Genomic DNA, 15,400 nt, shown 5'->3' on the forward strand with positions numbered 1-15,400 from the left:
CAACAAAAGAAAATATTACTCTGAAAGGTTTGCTAAACTTAACTATTCTTCCCATAGCAAGATCATGGCAAGCTTAGCGCAAGGTGATTTAGATAAAGATAATTACAAAGTGCTTAATTCTGATCTGCATGAAAAAGTTAAGGGCATGAATCCACTAATCCAATATGAAGTGAGTGATATGAAAGATTTCAGGAGCTTCCCTTTTCACAGAAAATGTTATATACAGACATGGAAATCCATACTTCTCGCCATAAATTTTTGGAAAAAGTTGATAAGGTAAACATGTATCATTCTATAGAAGCGCGGGTTCCATTACTTGATAATGATTTGGTTGACTATGTGGCTTGTCTTCCCCATTCACTTAAAATTAAAAAGAGTACAACCAAGTATTTTTTTAGGGATGTACTTAAAGGTATTGTCCCGGATGAAATATTGAGTGCTCAAAAGAGTAGCTTCGGAACTCCAATTTCTGAATGGCTAAAAACGACTTTGTACAATTATGCCATGGATCAATTTAATAAAGGTGAAAAAGAAGGGCTGCCACTCGATTTTATAATGTTAAAAACTCTTCTTCAAAATCATAGATCAAATTCCAATTCAGCTGCATACCGGCATAATTTGGAGAACGCTTGTATTGACAATTTGGATGTCAAAATATCAAAATTAAACTAGTGTATTAAAATTTGTTATCCTATATCAAGCGTTTAAAAATATTGGGACTTATAATTAAGAAAATGAAGTCATTCTTCATATTAGTTTTTTAAAATTTCTTCAATGGCAATACAAAATTCAATTACTCTCTCCGTAGATGTTGAAGACGGAATCAATATCGCCATGAGAGACGTATTCGGAAAAGAGATGCCGCCAACTGAACGGGTAGTGGCCAATACAGAGAGAATTTTGGATCTGCTGGAAGGGTACAATGCCAAAGCGACCTTTTTTACACTTGGTCAGGTAGCGGAGTACTACCCGGATCTGATAAAGAAAATACATTCCAAGGGGCATGAAATAGGCGTCCACGGGTACGACCATCACCGATTTGATAAAATGGCCCCTGAATTGGCGCGCAGCCAGCTTAGCCGGGCAAAAGAACTGCTGGAAGATTTAACCGGTGAGGAGGTGGCAGGGCATCGTGCCCCTGCTTTTTCTATTAACGAGCAGACAAAGTGGGCGCTACCGCTTCTGGCTGAACTCGGATTCCGATACGACAGCAGCATTATGCCCTGCAGAGCTGCACATTACGGCTGGCCGGGATTTCCGGATGATGTGACTGAGATCCATTTCAGCGACGGAAATTCGATCTATGAAATTCCCATGTCAACAATGAGACTAGGTTCCCGAAAGGTCCCATGCCTTGGCGGAAGTTATTTCAGGCTTTTGCCGTACCGAATCTCACAATATTCAATTGACAAGATCAGCAAAAGGAACACTCCGGTATTTTATATGCATCCGTACGAAACCGACCCGGAACGATATCCGGACTACTATTTTGATGAACTCAATAAGGTTTCTACAGTACTGAGATTAAAAATGAAATCGATGTGGATAGGAAGAAAAAACTTCCCGGATAAAATGGAGAAAATGCTTCGTCAGAATGAGACCATGACTATGGTTGAGACTTCTTGAAAAGGAAAAATTAAATGGAAGTATAATCTCTAAGAATTTTTAATGGGTATCCGAGCATGTCATTAATAAAAATAAAAAACAATATAACCAACAATCTGAAAAACATATACGGATGGAAAACCGATCGTAAAATTGTTGTTTTTTCTGTGGACGATTACGGAAATGTCCGGGTAGATTCAAAAGAGGCCCGTGATCAGATGAATAAACAGGGGCTTAAAATAATGAATCGATTTGATGCTCTGGATACTCTTGAAACAAGAGAGGATCTTGAGGCCTCTTATGAAGTTTTGTCATCTGTAAAGGACAAAACCGGACGGCATGCAGTTTTTACGCCTTTTGCACTGTCTTGCAATATAGATTTTGAAAAAATGGCAGATGAGGGATATGAAAATTATTACTACGAATTACTTTCCGATACATTCAAAAAATTATCCGAGAAATATCCGAAAGCATATTCCGGTGCATATGATTTAATAATGGAGGGTATTAAAGAAGAGATCTTTCTGCCTCAGTTTCACGGGAGAGAGCATCTTAACTTGAAAGTATTTGAGGAAAAATTAAAAAAAAGAGATCACGAATTGATGACCGCTCTGGAAAACCGATCTTTTACCAGTATTTCTATGAGCGGCTACAGTACGATTTCTACCGCTGCTGCTTTTGACTTTTGGGAGTTTGAAGAGAATGAAAAGTTTGATAAGATTATCCGCGAAGGACTGACTGCATTTAAAAAGGTATATGGGTATAGCTCAAACCATTTTAATGCTCCCGCGGGTCGGGAGCATCCGATCATTCACAATACACTTAATAAATGTGGTGTGGAGTATATAGATACGCCATTCATAAAAAAAGAGCACCAAGGGAAAGGAAAATATAAAACTATTATCAATTATACTGGAAAACAAAACCGCCTTGGCCAAACGTTTCTTGTCAGAAATGTGGTATTTGAACCCACAGAAAAAAGAAATATTGATTGGGTTCCTTACACTTTAAAACAAATAGAGGCTGCCTTTCGATGGAAGCGTCCTGCGATTATTAGCTCACACCGTGTTAATTTTTGTGGGTTTATTGAAGAAAAGAACCGGCTAAAAGGATTGGAGGCAGTCCGAAAGCTTCTGCACGAAATCGTAAAACGATGGCCTGAGGTTGAGTTTATGGCAGCTAATGAGCTGGGAGATTTGGTTGTAGGTGATAAGAAATAGCCATGATTTTTCTTTAGTTTGAAATAAATTTTTACTTCTTCAATACTAATTCCTTAGCGCTCTTTACGTCTCTGCGGTGAATCAAACATTAAAAAGAGATAATTCAATCTTCTGTGCCTTTTTAATTAGATTTTTCAAGAGTGTTTAAAAGATTGTTTTAAAAACAAGTTAATAAGTCAATGATGCATGATATGAAAATCAAAAGAGTGATGTACCTGGGGTACTACATTAAGCAATTGGACAATAAGAAGTTCAACCTCTTTTTAAACTATGCGGCTCAAAAGACAGGCAAGAGTAAGACAGCACTATTGAACGATCTTTTACGATCTGTTTTTAAGTACAACATCTCAATACTGGAATATTTTCAGTTTCGGTTTTTTGAGAAGGAGATCAGCGAGAGAGAGAGATGGGCCGGAACCGGTTATATGTACGAATATCAGCTTACCATGAACCCGACAGATGAAAGGCATATTCTGGATGACAAAAGACTGTTCTATAAAAATTACAGAGAGTTTTTTGTGCACTCTGTCGCGGACAGAGAAGAGTTGAAGAATCCCGAAACTGCTGAAAAATTACTCTCTTCAAAAGCCGGAAAACTGGTATTTAAGGCTTCCGATGGAAAAGGTGGTGCCCAAGTAGAGATACGGGACAGTTCAGATTTTGCCGGTACGGATATGATCGGTTTTATGAAAAAGAATAACTACGGTTTGGTAGAGGAATTTATCAATCAGCACCCTGATTTGAACCGGCTTTCTCCATCAGCCGTAAATACGGTCAGAATTTTCACACAGCTGAATGAAGAAGGGGAAGTGGAAATGTTGGGATGCAGGCTTCGCATTTCCGTAAACTCACCGGTTGACAATATGGCTGCCGGCAATCTTGCCGCACCGCTGGATGAAAAAAGCGGGGTGGTTATTGGTCCCGCTGTTTACAGTGATATCACAAAAGATGCATGTACAATCCATCCAGTAACAAAAGTTAAAATACCCGGTTTTCAGGTTCCGTTCTGGCCGGAAACGATCGAGATGGTTAAACGTGCGGCAAAAAAACATCCTCAGAATCGTTCAATAGGATGGGATGTAGTAATAACGGAAAAGGGTCCGGGTTTGATAGAGGGGAATCACGACTGGTGTAAGCTCTTGTGGCAGCTCCCGGTTCAAAAAGGATTAAAATCAATATTGGAACGGTATAAGGGGCCGGATTTGCCAAAGAAGGAAAAACAAGGTGAACCGGTTTCGGTTCAAGCGTAGGTGAAATGAGTGATTCTCGGGCACTATATGGAGGGCAAGAAATAGGTGGGTTTGTGTTTTAAACTCAAAAGGAACACCCCTCCCCCGATGAATCGGGGACTCCCCTCTAGGGGAGATAGCCCCTTTTTCACGGAAGAATCATGTGGGATTTTCAGTATTCATAAGTTTAATACGGTTATATATTTAAATCTAAAAATTATATTTCGAAGTCCCCCTCTTTGTGGAGTGCTTTTGCGACATAGAGAGGGGACAGGCCTGCCTGCCGAAATGCGACAGTTCGTACTGCAGGCAGGGGTGAGTTAGAAAAAGGATGGAATGGATATTAAATTGAACGGCTTCACCCCGGCCCCTCTACACAGGAGGGGAAATCGTACATAAGTTTAAGTTATGGTAAAGCGCGTTTTTGACTTTACGGTTTCTCTTATAGGATTGATAGTTCTCAGTCCGGTATTTCTGATAACCGCCCTCCTTGTAGCTATTAAGCTGGGACGTCCCGTCTTTTTACGCAGATCAGGCCCGGCAAAGATGCCAAGCCATTCAAAATGATTAAGTTCAGAACTATGACAAACGAGCGGGATAGTGAGGGCAATCTGCTTTCCAATGAAAAACGAATGACAAAATTCGGGAAATTTTTGCGTTCAGCCAGCCTGGATGAGCTTCCGGAACTCCTCAATGTTTTAAAAGGTGATATGAGCCTGGTGGGACCCCGTCCGCTGCTGATGGATTACATTCCCTATTTTACGGATGAACAAAATCGTAGGCACAATGTGAAACCTGGAATAACAGGCTGGGCCCAGGTAAATGGAAGAAATGCTATTGGGTGGGATAAAAAACTTGCCTTGGACGTTTGGTACGTTAAAAACCAATCCTTCTTGCTGGATCTTAAAATTTTATGGCTTACCATAACAAAAGTGCTGAAGCGTGATGGCATTACACATGAGGGTCATGTGGCGATGCCGCGATTCGATGAATACATGAAAAAACAGAATTCGGGATGAAAAATATACTTGTGACAGGAGTGGGAGGCCCAACTCCACGATCTTTTGTGCGGGCTGTAAAATTATCAGAAAAATCTTCTCAGAGAGAATATCGGTTTATAGGTGTGGACTGCAACCCACTTGCCTACGGATTGTACGATAGGGATCTGTTTGATGCTTCTTATACCGTCCCCAGAGCGGATAATTCAGAGTACTGGAAGGTGATTAACAGCATTATTGAAAAAGAACAAATTGATGGAGCCGTTATACTTCCGGAGGTGGAGGTGTTGGAGTGGGCCAAAAACAAGTCGATGCTTGAGAAAGAAATAGAAACTCACCTGCCCGATTACGATCTGGCCATGGCTATCGTAAATAAGCATAGGCTTCATGATTATCTTGACGGTACAGGTCTTGTACCTAAATATATTCGGATTCAGCCGGATCAATACAGTTATGATAAAATCACAGGTGAGGTGGGAGATGTTTTCTGGATCAGAAGTACGGAAGGCTCAAGCGGCCTCGGTTCATTGAAAATAGATTCGGAATCTTCACTGGCGCAGTGGATCTCTATAAACCGGAATGTGAAGGAGTTTATTGCGTCTGAATTTCTTCCAGGCCGAAATATGGCCTGTAAGATGCTCTATTTTAACGGCGAATTGAAACGTACTGCCTGTGCAGAGCGGGTGAATTATATCATGGCCAAGGTAGCTCCCTCCGGTATTACAGGAAATACATCGTTTGGACGGCTAATCAATGAACCTAAGCTTGTGGAGCTGTCGGAAAAAGCACTCGATACGATTTCAGAGTATCTTGGTAAAGAGTTGAACGGCATCTTTACGGTGGATTTTAAAGAGGATTTGGACGGTAGTCCAAAAATTACCGAGATCAATATCCGGCATGTGGCTTTTACTTCATCCATTGCTGCCGGTGGTGCCAATATTCCTTTTGATACGCTGGAGGAGATGTTTTTTGCAGAATCATCGAGTATGAAACGTATTGATTATCAGTACAAGGAGCCGATGATATTTCTTAGGGATGTGGATTCTTATCCGTTGGTCATGAAGGAAACTGATTTACTTGAATGAGATTTTACTTTAAGGTTAGTGTCTGTTATGCCGTCAATCAATTGTATATAGTTTGCTAAAAAGCTGTAATAAAACGATAAGTTTCTCATGATCTCGGATATTGTCCGTTTTTTTCTCGATCCATTTCATCTTTTTCTCTTTTTTATTGTTGCCGGATTTATATCAATCTTGATGAGAAAAGATCGCTGTAAGCAGTGTTTTTTTTCTGTGGCCTTCGTCTGGTTACTGTTGATTACCACCCCCTTTTTGCCATTTCTGATTTTGAACCCGCTTGAGTCGAAATATAACCCAATACTTGAACCGGACCCTATGCTCATGGAAACGGATGTTCATATATTAGTTTTAGCAGCCGGATACTCATGGAACGAACGGTTGCCGTCAAATTCACAACTTGATAAAAAAACCTTAGGGAGGCTTATTGAAGGCATAAGGTTGTATAAAAAGCTTCCAAATAGCACATTGATCACTTCCGGCCCATACAACAATCCCAAAATATCGCAGGCTGAAGTGGCAAAACAGGCTGCGATCGATTTGGGAGTGCCAGAGCAGATGATTCTGGTTCAGGACCTGCCAATGACTACGGCAGAGGAGGTACATTATTATTTATCGAATCATTATGAGGGTCAAGAGGTAATTGTAGTCACTTCAGCATTTCACATGCACCGGGCCGTTCAATTATTTAAGCGTGCAGGAATTGAGGTTCATCCGTCTCCGACTAACTTTAGATATAAGGATATGGAGGGATTGAGAATAACCATCATGCCTTCAACAAACCATATAGAAACCCTTCGGAAGGGTTTGTTTGAATACGCGGCATTACTGAGAGACAATCTATCCAGTAAGATCACGTGTAATGAGCTCCCTGATAGGAGTTGATGATCTGCAGGGCGCCATAGACAGCGATAGTTTTCCGCAACAACTTGGTTTGATTCTCTTTCTCCAGGCTATTGTAAAGTCGTCAGTTAACGATAAAATGACTGTAAAGATCAATGATCGCCGTCAGGAACATGATACGCGCTTCATGCAGGTAATATCGATTACTTAGACCTGATTTGCCGGGTAATGCTCATCCCGAGCAACAGGTAAGGATGAACGTACTTTGCGTGCCTCAGTCCTGTAAAGGTTTCGCTTCGGATATATAGGCTACACACCCATCTTTCGAAGCTGCCGGCAAATTCGTTTGATATTGTAGCGCATGCCAAGCTCGGCCAGCTCATCGGCCCTGCCGATCACAGTAGGAGTCGGATCCTCGGTTAACAGCCGGATCTTGGCGGCCACCATCAAGCATAGATTTTCTTAGATTCGTCCACCCCATTGTATTTTTTAATTTTACTTTTGCAGGAGCACCAAACATTATATCTCCTTCTTCAACATTTCGGCTGACAACAGAACCTGCTCCGATAATTGCCCATTTCTTAACCAAAAGTTTTGGCAGTATCGTGCTGCCAAGAGCCATAAATACACCTTCTTCAAGAATTGAACGACCTGCTAAATGAGCACCGGCAAGATGGCAAAAATCATCAACTTTGCAGTGATGGTCTACACTTGCCCTTGTATTCAAAATCACATGATTTCCAATTATGGCTCCTGTTTGTACAATCGATCCGGCACAAATTACATTACCTCTGCCTAATTTCACATCATCAGCAATTGATGAAAAAGGATGAATGGCATTGATCCAATCAAAATTAAATCTGTTCACTAATTTTTTTCGTGCCTCATTTGATCCGATTCCTACTATTGCCTTCTGATTTTTATCTGATTTAAGATTAGTTATCTTTCCCAAAACTGGCACCCCTAAGAATGATTTGTCTTGATTCTCAGGGGTATGGTCGATAAAAACCAATATTTTTATCATTTAATAATAAGATACTGGCAATAACTTGTCCATGCCCACCGGCACCTAAAATTATTATCTCTTTCTTTTTATCTTCTGATTTCATCTAAATGATTCTTTTGAATTTTATTCAATCAATAAATTAGCAACAGTCATGGCTAAAATGTAGATCAATGTTCAGTAATCGGTTGCTTAATATTTTTAGGTTTGATTAGGAAGTTGAATCAAATTTTTTCTTTTTTTTACAAAGGTAATTTTTTGGCGGGATTCCCAAACATTGTTGTATTGTCAGGCACGTCTCTCAAAATTACCGACCCCATTCCGATCATGCAATTTTTACCGATAGTTACCTTTGACATAATACGAGCTCCAGCACCAATATAGGTTTTTTCTCCAACCTCAACAGAACCAAGTAAAATAGCACCGGGCCCGATAAAACAGAAATCTCCGATTATGTTATCGTGGCTAATCAAAGCTCCCTCACGAACACAGACGTTCCTCCCAATTTTTGCATATGCTGTGGCAAGTACCTGATTTGAAATAAGAGATCCTTCACCCACTTCAATAGTTTCCAAATCAAAATTAGGCGGCTCAGGAACAATCAGTGTAGCCAGCTTTGCATTAACGTTGTCAAGTTTTTTGGTAACTTTTTCCATTTTAGCAGTAGTGGAAGCCACGTTATTGAAAAAAAAACATCCCTGATCTACATATTTCTGTAAACTGTTTTCATCACCTATGATCGGACAACCAAGATATTCTTTTTGCTTGCCATATTTTTCATCGTCAATAATTCCCAAAACCTCCCATTCAGGGTTTCGTTGATTGATTCCATGGATATACCGCATAATTCCCGGGAAACCGCAACCATATATTAGTAATTTTTTCAAACTATAAGAGGTTTAATGTAAATGTTTATTAAAAGAATAAGCCAAGAGAAAAGCAGATCACTTGTTAAAAACTAAGATGTTTCAAGACGTTTCTGAACAAACTTACTGATATTTTTTACTGTCGAAAAGCGTTCAAGATCAAGGTCTTCAATGGAGACAGTAATTTCAAATTCATCCTCTAAGACACTCATAAGCTGAATAAATCTGAGTGAATCGATAAAACCGTTTTCTATGAGTTTGGTGTCTGTTGATGGAATTTCCACTTCAAACTCTTCATTTAATAAATTTTTTATTCTTTCAGTGAGCAGATTATCATCGGCTGCTTTATTTTGTAACATATTGTGTTCTCCTGCTAAAATATCGTATTGCAATCGGTCGTATGCATGGCCATTGATGTAGTGACACCTTCTTCGTTTTCCGATAAATTTGAAATTGTTTTTTTCCAAGACTTTAATTGAGGCAACGTTTTTCTCAATTACCCAAGCAAAAATGGATTCAAGTTTCAATTCCTCAAAACCCATGGTCAACATGCTTGAGACAGCTTTTGTAGTATAATTTTGGCCTGTGTAATTTTTATCTCCAAGGACAAACCATAAGGTAGCCGTTTTGAATTTCTTATTGATATCGCTGAGTGAAATCAGCCCAATAGGTTTGTCTGTTTCATCACAAGTAAAAATTCGTAGCTCATGTTCATTATCAGTAAGATCATCTATCTTAAGTGCAGGCGCTGCCAGTTTTTGAACGCCTCTCCCGAAGTCAAACCATCGGTAGTTTTGCTCATCCATCATCCAACGGACAATCGTTTTAATATTGTCGTTTTCAACCGGTTTCACTCCATCATCCTGAAAGTTCTTCGTAATCTTGTTTCGGTCTAATTTACCGTTTTTGTTTTTCGGCAGAGCGTCATACTGCTTCCAACGGCTCGGGACCATATAATCCGGCACCATGACTTTTTAATGATTTCCGTTTTCTCGGAGTTTGTATTGGATTTTAGAACATAAGCACAGCATACTGCTTTTCCGTCAAAATCATCGGTTGGAATCGCAACGACAGCGGTTTCCATTATATCTGTTATACTGTTGATTGCATTTTCAATTTCACCCAGTTCTATTCGATACCCACGGCTTTTTATTTGTGTATCACTTCGGCCGTGAAAATAGATGAGGCCGTCCTTCCCTTCACGGGCCAGATCACCGGTTTTATAAATTAAATCACCATTTTCCGAATATAACGGATTTTCCAAGAATACTTCATCTGTTTTTTCGGGATCTTCCCAGTATCCCAGGCCTACACCCACTCCGGAAATATAGAGATCGCCCATTGTTCCGGGTTCCGTTTCATTCATTTGTTCGTCCAGCACATACAGCTCCTCGCCCGGGCAGGAAAAGTGCAATCGGGATTTCCGCAAGCTCATTTGCCGGGCGCTGCGGAACCGTATAATAGCTGCTTGCAATGGTGGTCTCCGTTGGGCCGTACAGATTTGTGATCTGGATATGAGGACATTTCTTCATCAGATAGATCAGTGTGGCCGTCGGCATCGCTTCCCCACACCACATTAGCCTTTTCATTTTCGGGAAAATCATTTTCTTCCAACACATCAAATTTTGACATCAGACTCAATACAGATGGTACTGAAAACCACTGGGTAAGTCTATTTTTCCGGATAAAATCACTCATAAATTTCGGGTGAATGTTCATCTCGCGAGGTACCGGAAAGAGTTCTGCACCGGTTGAAATTGCGGTATCGAGGTAGAGGCTGGACATGTCGAAGTGAAGGGGCGGATGCCCTGAAATTCTGTCTGAGCTGTTGATGCCAAAATAACCGGTTGCCCAATCGATAAAATGTATGACATTTGAATGTGTGTTTATCACACCTTTCGGCTCACCGGTTGAACCTGATGTAAAAAGCAGATGTGCTGCATCTTCCGGTGAGTTTTCATAGTCCAAAGGTTGATCCGACAGTGCATCCATGTCACTGAAATAAAATCGCTGTTTTTCGGAAGGCTTCAAAGGCTCGCCGTCGTGCCATCATTCCGAACGCCACCTGATGTGCAAGGTTTTTATCAGTGATGAGATTTTCCAATTTATCTTCCACTTTTCCTTGTGGTGAGCAAAAATCGGACGCCTCCTTTGTTGATCATTTTAATCGTTCGGAGTACAGGCCCTTCCGGGTCCAGGGGGACATACAGGCAATCCGCTTTCAAAATTCCGAAGATACTGATGTAAGCTTCCGGGGATTTGGGCATATAAAATCCGACGCGGTCTCCTTGCCTGCAACCGTTCTCTCCTAGTATTCGGGCAAGCCGGTTGCTGGCTCGTTCCAGTTCCTGATAAGACAAAGACTGATCACCCATCCTAATCGCAGTCTTGTCAGGAAATTTCTCAGCTTGTTCTGTCAGCCAGTGCTGTAATAGACGGTTCATGCGGTTACAAGCTCCTTCGCTTTATCAAATGCAAGGTTAGTATGGTACAGTTCCTCTCTTTCAGGTGGGATATCCAGGATAAATGTATGATATCCAAGCTCCATGTATTGGGATAATTCCCGGGCTACCTCATCATAACTTCCAACAAGGTAAGGGCAGAATGTTTTATAATTTTCAAACGGATGCAGCCAATACGGTGATGTTTTCCCGTCGATCTGTTCACTTAGTTCTGTCAGTTTTTTGTGCCATACCGAATCGGACGTTTTCATGGCAAGTTTGTGAGTCAGTTGACCTTCTCGGTCAGCGGGAAACCGTTCAGTACCGATTTGCCAAGCTGATTCAGAATCTTCTCTTGCAATAATACCGATCCGCATTCCGAAATTAAGAGGGTCTTTGGTTAAGTTTTCTTTATGGTCTTCGGGACGATTTGGGTATTGAATGGCAGTGGCCTTCAAATTGCGGGCTGCATTCAGCCCCGCATCAGAAGATCCCGAGATAAATATTCCGGGCTGCAGATTTTATCGAGTTTTGGGATTCAAAGACCAACCGGTTCACTTTATAATAGTTTCCATCAAAGGTAACGGGCTTTTCCCACTTTCAGTAAGTCGATAATAATCGAAGTATACTCAGTTAATCGGTTGTAACGGTCAGTCGTGAGGAGTATGGTCATCAAGCGCTTTCGATCATTTTTAAAACCACCGGCAATCATATTAAGATAGATCTGACGATTATACATAAAGCCGAAAGTAGAAACCATTTTCGCGACAGTGTAGGGATGCATATAGACAGGCTGAACCGCTACCAGAGGGCTAAGCCGCTCTGTGCTTTTTAAAATCTCTTGAGATACGAGCCAGGGATCTACAAGTCCATTGTCCGCATAGACCAAAATTCCTTTACAGCCAAATTCCTCACTCCATTGAGATACTTTCACGAACTCGTTTGACATATTCCTCTCTGAAGGTGTCTTTAGATTGAGGACAGGTAGAAAATATTTCGATTTTAGAGGAACTCATAGTCTCTCTTTCTGGATGTTTATTAATATAGATTTCAATTTACAGTGTAAAAAACGCTCAGATAACTGAAGCAATATCAAATCAACTCTAATCTGTTTAAAGATAAATAAGAAATCTTCTTAAGGATTAAAAATAACTCGATTTTAAATTGAATGTTTAATATCAAAGTATAGAAGTTTAGTTTATGATTCTATTTTAAAACCATTACCCGGTTGCAATAACCTGTCTGCAGAAATGGTTTTATCGTTTAGATGGCATTTCTTAATGAGTAGCCAATGATCCGAAGTTGCAACAGGGGTCATGCCATTCATAGAGTGCCCAATAGTGCCGGGAGTAACATTTTTGCATGAGTCCTCTGTTAAAATTGAAGATACAATACCGATTTCACTGTTCTCATATTTTGTAAGCGGAAATCCCCAGGGAGACTTAAAAGGCTTGTAGTTGCAGGCTCGTATAAAAGCATCAATCTCTACTGCAGGAAGTGACCAATTGAGGTAGCCATTCTGTGGTATTTCATTCTTTTCATAATAATGGCGGTTTTTAAAATCCTGTTTAATGGCCGGTATGGAGTGAGGATCTTTTTCAAGAGCCTTTAACAATTTGGAAATTAATGGAAGTCCTTCATTTACGGATCGCATGCTCAGCGTTAGTCCTGTATCATCCGAATGAATAGGAAATGTAGAGGAATAAGCGATGGATCCTGTATCAATACCTTCTTCAATTCGATGAAGGGTAACACCGTGTCTTTCCTCTCTGTTATAAATTGCCCATGAGGGTGCGTTTAGCCCGGCATATTCCGGAAGGCGTCCGGTATGTAGGTTAAAGGCATCAAAAGCTAATGCCCTCAAAATTTCGGGATGGATGATATAAAGTAAATGAACGTTTAATAATACATCTATTTTATTTTTACGAATCCAATTGGCAAATTTAGGATCAGTAAGATTTTCCGGTTCCAGAATCGGAATGTTCATTTGAGCTGCATTTTCACGCAAGGCGTGATGGCCGGCAGGTGTGGCAACCCCTGATATAACGTGCGGACTTTTCTGTAGTAAACGAAAAGCCTGAAGCCCGGCAGATTCGTCAGCGGTCAGTAGAAAATTCATTAGGAGAAAATATAAATGTGAATTCCGAAGCTTAAAAATAACAAAAATGTATTTAAGGAATATTTATCCCACTATGGATTAATGAATTCTAAACAGAAAGTCTTGATATTCATAGGTTTTAATAATTGCTACCCATTATTACTCTATACTGTACTGTTAAAATTCGAAAACAAGTAGATATTAAGGTTTATTGAATACCGGCCAACTAGACTAAAGAAGAAGATTTTATTGCTAAGCCAAATGTTAGATATGAAGTGCGAAGCGTAACAAATAAAAATAGAGGTGAGCTTAACTGCTTTGATATCACTTCGACTCCCATTAGACATTGTTAATAGTTTTTACCTACTGAAATTTTGTACATTTATCACAGATTTTAGAAATCAAAGAGGAAAAATGAGTACAGAGATAAGAAATAGTATTTGGCTGATAATAATCATCTTCGCACTTGTAAGTTGTGATGTAATGGAAGTGACTGAGGATGATTCGAATATAGGTGAGGATAAAAACCAAGTAATAACTGAGCCAATTATTGATTCAGTTGACCTGCGTGATTATGGACTAAATGAAGCCATTGATATAAATGACCGGGGTGATATTATAGGCGGTACGCACTATTGGAATAGTGACAATGGGTCATTAATCGATATTGGTATAAGCGTAAAAGCTCTTAATAATCACGGACAGGTTATTGGCAGAGATTACTATTGGGATATGAATCAAGGGGTTGATCAAAATTGATGGTATGAGCTACACCGGCATTGATTGGAGCGAGATTACAGCATATGATATAAATGACTCAGGTTATGTTGTTGGAGAAGTTATCTCTTGCAATAATGAAGTTTATTATCCTGATCCGGATTGTTTTTATGAAGAGTGGTCAATGAGCTGGGATGTTGAAAGCAGAACTACAAAAGAGTTGAGACAAGAAAGTGTAGCGACCTCTGTAAATAATAATGGATACCAAACCGGTAATGATGGTATCGGAATTGAGCCTCATGGCTTTTTTGTAGCGAAAGAGTATTATGAAGAGACTCGTTTCTACGAAGGGTTTGGTTATGGTAGCACTTATGCCATAAATGATTTAAATCAAGTTGTTGGTTCAATACAAGTAAAAAATAGCGCCAACAGTTTACTGGGTTCGGATAGTTATGAAATGTCAGAGATCAATAAAATTATAAACCAATTTAGTAGAATCACTAGTGGTACAATAGGTGAATATAGCACTGCTCACCTTATTGAAGATCTTCAAAATTCGAAAATTAGCTCCGGGAAAGCAGCAAAAAATGTTATTACCAAGAGTGGCTTTAATGAAAGTGAGTATTATAATGAGGATTTAATTCATCTCTGGGACAAAGAAGAGCAGCAAGCCATCATTGAAGCTGCATTAGCCAGTAATTATAAATCTGAGGCATTTCTTTGGGACGAAGAAAACGGTATTGAAAGTATCGGCACCTTAGGCGGAAGCTGGAGTACGGCGTTTGACATAAATGACCATGGGCAGGTTGTAGGTTACAGCGATATCGGAAATGACGAATACCGGGCCTTTTACTGGGACAGTGAGAACGGAATGATTGAGCTGCCTTCCAACGGGAAAAACAGTATCGCAAGGGCGATCAATAACAACGGGCAGATTGTGGGTGAAAATGACGGGCCGGTTATGTGGGAGATTACCCTTCCTGAAAGTGAGTGATTGAATGCATCACGTGGCATTTTGTTATCAGCACCTTTATAAATCTATATTTTACAGCTTCTCTAAAAATCGATTCTAAAGACTAAATTGAGTCTTGCAATCTGTTTTAGAACAATAGACTTCTCTTTACCACCGATGGATCGAGATAAAATGATCAGGAGAGATACCGTTTGAAAGACGATCATCGCAACACCGCCTCAATTCAATATTGCACTCCAAACCAATCTCTCTATTCGGCGGGTAATAATCCTTGCTCTTTATACCCGCACGTGCTCTCGCTTGTACGGGGCTAATCATATTGGACCCTTTC

The 15,400-nt window shown here is 40.1% G+C and carries 19 protein-coding genes and 1 pseudogene; 10 read left to right on the plus strand and 10 right to left on the minus strand.

Translation table 11 applies throughout. The annotated features are described in order from the left end of the window. Positions 1-213: 213 nt before the first annotated feature. From U5K35_RS02175 to U5K35_RS02210, 8 genes and pseudogenes are all read left to right on the plus strand, one after another. The gene (locus U5K35_RS02175; protein WP_322569831.1) at positions 214-672 is read left to right on the plus strand and encodes an asparagine synthase-related protein; all 459 of its coding nucleotides are present in this window, start codon (positions 214-216) and stop codon (positions 670-672) included. 102 nt (positions 673-774) lie between these two features. Further along, positions 775-1,626 carry a polysaccharide deacetylase family protein gene (locus tag U5K35_RS02180; protein WP_322569832.1) on the plus strand — a complete coding sequence of 284 codons (852 nt, stop codon included), beginning with the start codon at positions 775-777 and terminating at the stop codon, positions 1,624-1,626. 56 nt (positions 1,627-1,682) lie between these two features. Then, positions 1,683-2,825 (plus strand): hypothetical protein, encoded by a 1,143-nt coding sequence (locus tag U5K35_RS02185; RefSeq protein WP_322569833.1) that lies wholly within the window; start codon positions 1,683-1,685, stop codon positions 2,823-2,825. A gap of 191 nt (positions 2,826-3,016) precedes the next feature. Then, positions 3,017-4,075: a sugar-transfer associated ATP-grasp domain-containing protein gene (locus U5K35_RS02190; protein ID WP_322569834.1), complete on the plus strand. Its 1,059-nt coding sequence runs from the start codon at positions 3,017-3,019 to the stop codon at positions 4,073-4,075. A gap of 387 nt (positions 4,076-4,462) precedes the next feature. Then, a pseudogene (locus U5K35_RS02195) lies at positions 4,463-5,073 on the plus strand (sugar transferase). Beyond that, entirely contained in the window at positions 5,070-6,137 is a 1,068-nt protein-coding gene (locus U5K35_RS02200; RefSeq protein WP_322569835.1) for a hypothetical protein, read from the plus strand. Before U5K35_RS02195 ends, U5K35_RS02200 begins: the two are co-directional and overlap by 4 nt. Before the next feature lie 87 nt (positions 6,138-6,224). After that, positions 6,225-7,013, plus strand: coding sequence for a YdcF family protein (locus U5K35_RS02205; protein ID WP_322569836.1), 789 nt, complete (start codon positions 6,225-6,227; stop codon positions 7,011-7,013). Next, positions 6,991-7,182, plus strand: coding sequence for a hypothetical protein (locus tag U5K35_RS02210; RefSeq protein ID WP_322569837.1), 192 nt, complete (start codon positions 6,991-6,993; stop codon positions 7,180-7,182). Before U5K35_RS02205 ends, U5K35_RS02210 begins: the two co-directional genes overlap by 23 nt. Before the next feature lie 168 nt (positions 7,183-7,350). On the opposite strand, the gene U5K35_RS02215 is transcribed toward U5K35_RS02210, so the two are convergent. The 10 genes from U5K35_RS02215 to U5K35_RS02260 form a co-directional block, all read right to left on the minus strand. Then, positions 7,351-7,983: an acetyltransferase gene (locus U5K35_RS02215; protein WP_322569838.1), complete on the minus strand. Its 633-nt coding sequence runs from the start codon at positions 7,981-7,983 to the stop codon at positions 7,351-7,353. Then, entirely contained in the window at positions 7,958-8,080 is a 123-nt protein-coding gene (locus tag U5K35_RS02220; protein ID WP_322569839.1) for a hypothetical protein, read from the minus strand. The genes U5K35_RS02215 and U5K35_RS02220 overlap by 26 nt, the downstream gene beginning before the upstream one ends. A gap of 136 nt (positions 8,081-8,216) precedes the next feature. Further along, positions 8,217-8,861, minus strand: a complete 645-nt coding sequence (locus U5K35_RS02225) for a NeuD/PglB/VioB family sugar acetyltransferase (protein ID WP_322569840.1) — start codon at positions 8,859-8,861, stop codon at positions 8,217-8,219. 71 nt (positions 8,862-8,932) lie between these two features. Next, positions 8,933-9,694 carry a GNAT family N-acetyltransferase gene (locus tag U5K35_RS02230; RefSeq protein WP_322569841.1) on the minus strand — a complete coding sequence of 254 codons (762 nt, stop codon included), beginning with the start codon at positions 9,692-9,694 and terminating at the stop codon, positions 8,933-8,935. A 38-nt stretch (positions 9,695-9,732) separates the two neighbouring features. Then, complete coding sequence (locus U5K35_RS02235; RefSeq protein WP_322569842.1) at positions 9,733-10,269, minus strand: AMP-binding protein; 537 nt, start codon at positions 10,267-10,269, stop codon at positions 9,733-9,735. Positions 10,270-10,271: 2 nt separating this feature from the next. Continuing rightward, positions 10,272-10,871 (minus strand): AMP-binding protein, encoded by a 600-nt coding sequence (locus tag U5K35_RS02240; RefSeq protein ID WP_322569843.1) that lies wholly within the window; start codon positions 10,869-10,871, stop codon positions 10,272-10,274. A 74-nt stretch (positions 10,872-10,945) separates the two neighbouring features. Next, positions 10,946-11,284, minus strand: coding sequence for an AMP-binding protein (locus tag U5K35_RS02245; protein WP_322569844.1), 339 nt, complete (start codon positions 11,282-11,284; stop codon positions 10,946-10,948). Beyond that, positions 11,281-11,739: a hypothetical protein gene (locus U5K35_RS02250; RefSeq protein WP_322569845.1), complete on the minus strand. Its 459-nt coding sequence runs from the start codon at positions 11,737-11,739 to the stop codon at positions 11,281-11,283. The genes U5K35_RS02245 and U5K35_RS02250 overlap by 4 nt, the downstream gene beginning before the upstream one ends. A 116-nt stretch (positions 11,740-11,855) precedes the next feature. Then, positions 11,856-12,215, minus strand: a complete 360-nt coding sequence (locus U5K35_RS02255; protein ID WP_322569846.1) for an LLM class flavin-dependent oxidoreductase — start codon at positions 12,213-12,215, stop codon at positions 11,856-11,858. Between the two features lie 264 nt (positions 12,216-12,479). Next, positions 12,480-13,400, minus strand: coding sequence for a methionyl-tRNA formyltransferase (locus U5K35_RS02260; RefSeq protein WP_322569847.1), 921 nt, complete (start codon positions 13,398-13,400; stop codon positions 12,480-12,482). 393 nt (positions 13,401-13,793) lie between these two features. Between U5K35_RS02260 and U5K35_RS02265 the strand changes: the two genes are divergently transcribed. Beyond that, on the plus strand, positions 13,794-14,138 hold the full coding sequence (locus tag U5K35_RS02265; RefSeq protein WP_322569848.1) for a hypothetical protein: 345 nt from the start codon (positions 13,794-13,796) through the stop codon (positions 14,136-14,138). A gap of 4 nt (positions 14,139-14,142) precedes the next feature. Next, positions 14,143-15,090 carry a DUF3466 family protein gene (locus U5K35_RS02270; protein WP_322569849.1) on the plus strand — a complete coding sequence of 316 codons (948 nt, stop codon included), beginning with the start codon at positions 14,143-14,145 and terminating at the stop codon, positions 15,088-15,090. Positions 15,091-15,400: the final 310 nt, after the last annotated feature.

Source organism: Rhodohalobacter sp. (assembly GCF_034521535.1).
In the GTDB taxonomy this organism is placed as follows: Bacteria; Bacteroidota; Rhodothermia; order Balneolales; family Balneolaceae; genus Rhodohalobacter.

Coding starts and splice junctions, on each gene's coding strand:
- U5K35_RS02185 (WP_322569833.1), top strand. CDS start 1,683: ATGTCATTAATAAAAATAAAAAACAATATAACCAACAATCTGAAAAAC.
- U5K35_RS02175 (WP_322569831.1), top strand. CDS start 214: ATGTTATATACAGACATGGAAATCCATACTTCTCGCCATAAATTTTTG.
- U5K35_RS02220 (WP_322569839.1), bottom strand. CDS start 8,080: ATGAAATCAGAAGATAAAAAGAAAGAGATAATAATTTTAGGTGCCGGT.
- U5K35_RS02270 (WP_322569849.1), top strand. CDS start 14,143: ATGAGCTACACCGGCATTGATTGGAGCGAGATTACAGCATATGATATA.
- U5K35_RS02200 (WP_322569835.1), top strand. CDS start 5,070: ATGAAAAATATACTTGTGACAGGAGTGGGAGGCCCAACTCCACGATCT.
- U5K35_RS02190 (WP_322569834.1), top strand. CDS start 3,017: ATGAAAATCAAAAGAGTGATGTACCTGGGGTACTACATTAAGCAATTG.
- U5K35_RS02260 (WP_322569847.1), bottom strand. CDS start 13,400: ATGAATTTTCTACTGACCGCTGACGAATCTGCCGGGCTTCAGGCTTTT.
- U5K35_RS02265 (WP_322569848.1), top strand. CDS start 13,794: ATGAGTACAGAGATAAGAAATAGTATTTGGCTGATAATAATCATCTTC.
- U5K35_RS02205 (WP_322569836.1), top strand. CDS start 6,225: ATGATCTCGGATATTGTCCGTTTTTTTCTCGATCCATTTCATCTTTTT.
- U5K35_RS02180 (WP_322569832.1), top strand. CDS start 775: ATGGCAATACAAAATTCAATTACTCTCTCCGTAGATGTTGAAGACGGA.
- U5K35_RS02210 (WP_322569837.1), top strand. CDS start 6,991: ATGAGCTCCCTGATAGGAGTTGATGATCTGCAGGGCGCCATAGACAGC.
- U5K35_RS02245 (WP_322569844.1), bottom strand. CDS start 11,284: ATGAACCGTCTATTACAGCACTGGCTGACAGAACAAGCTGAGAAATTT.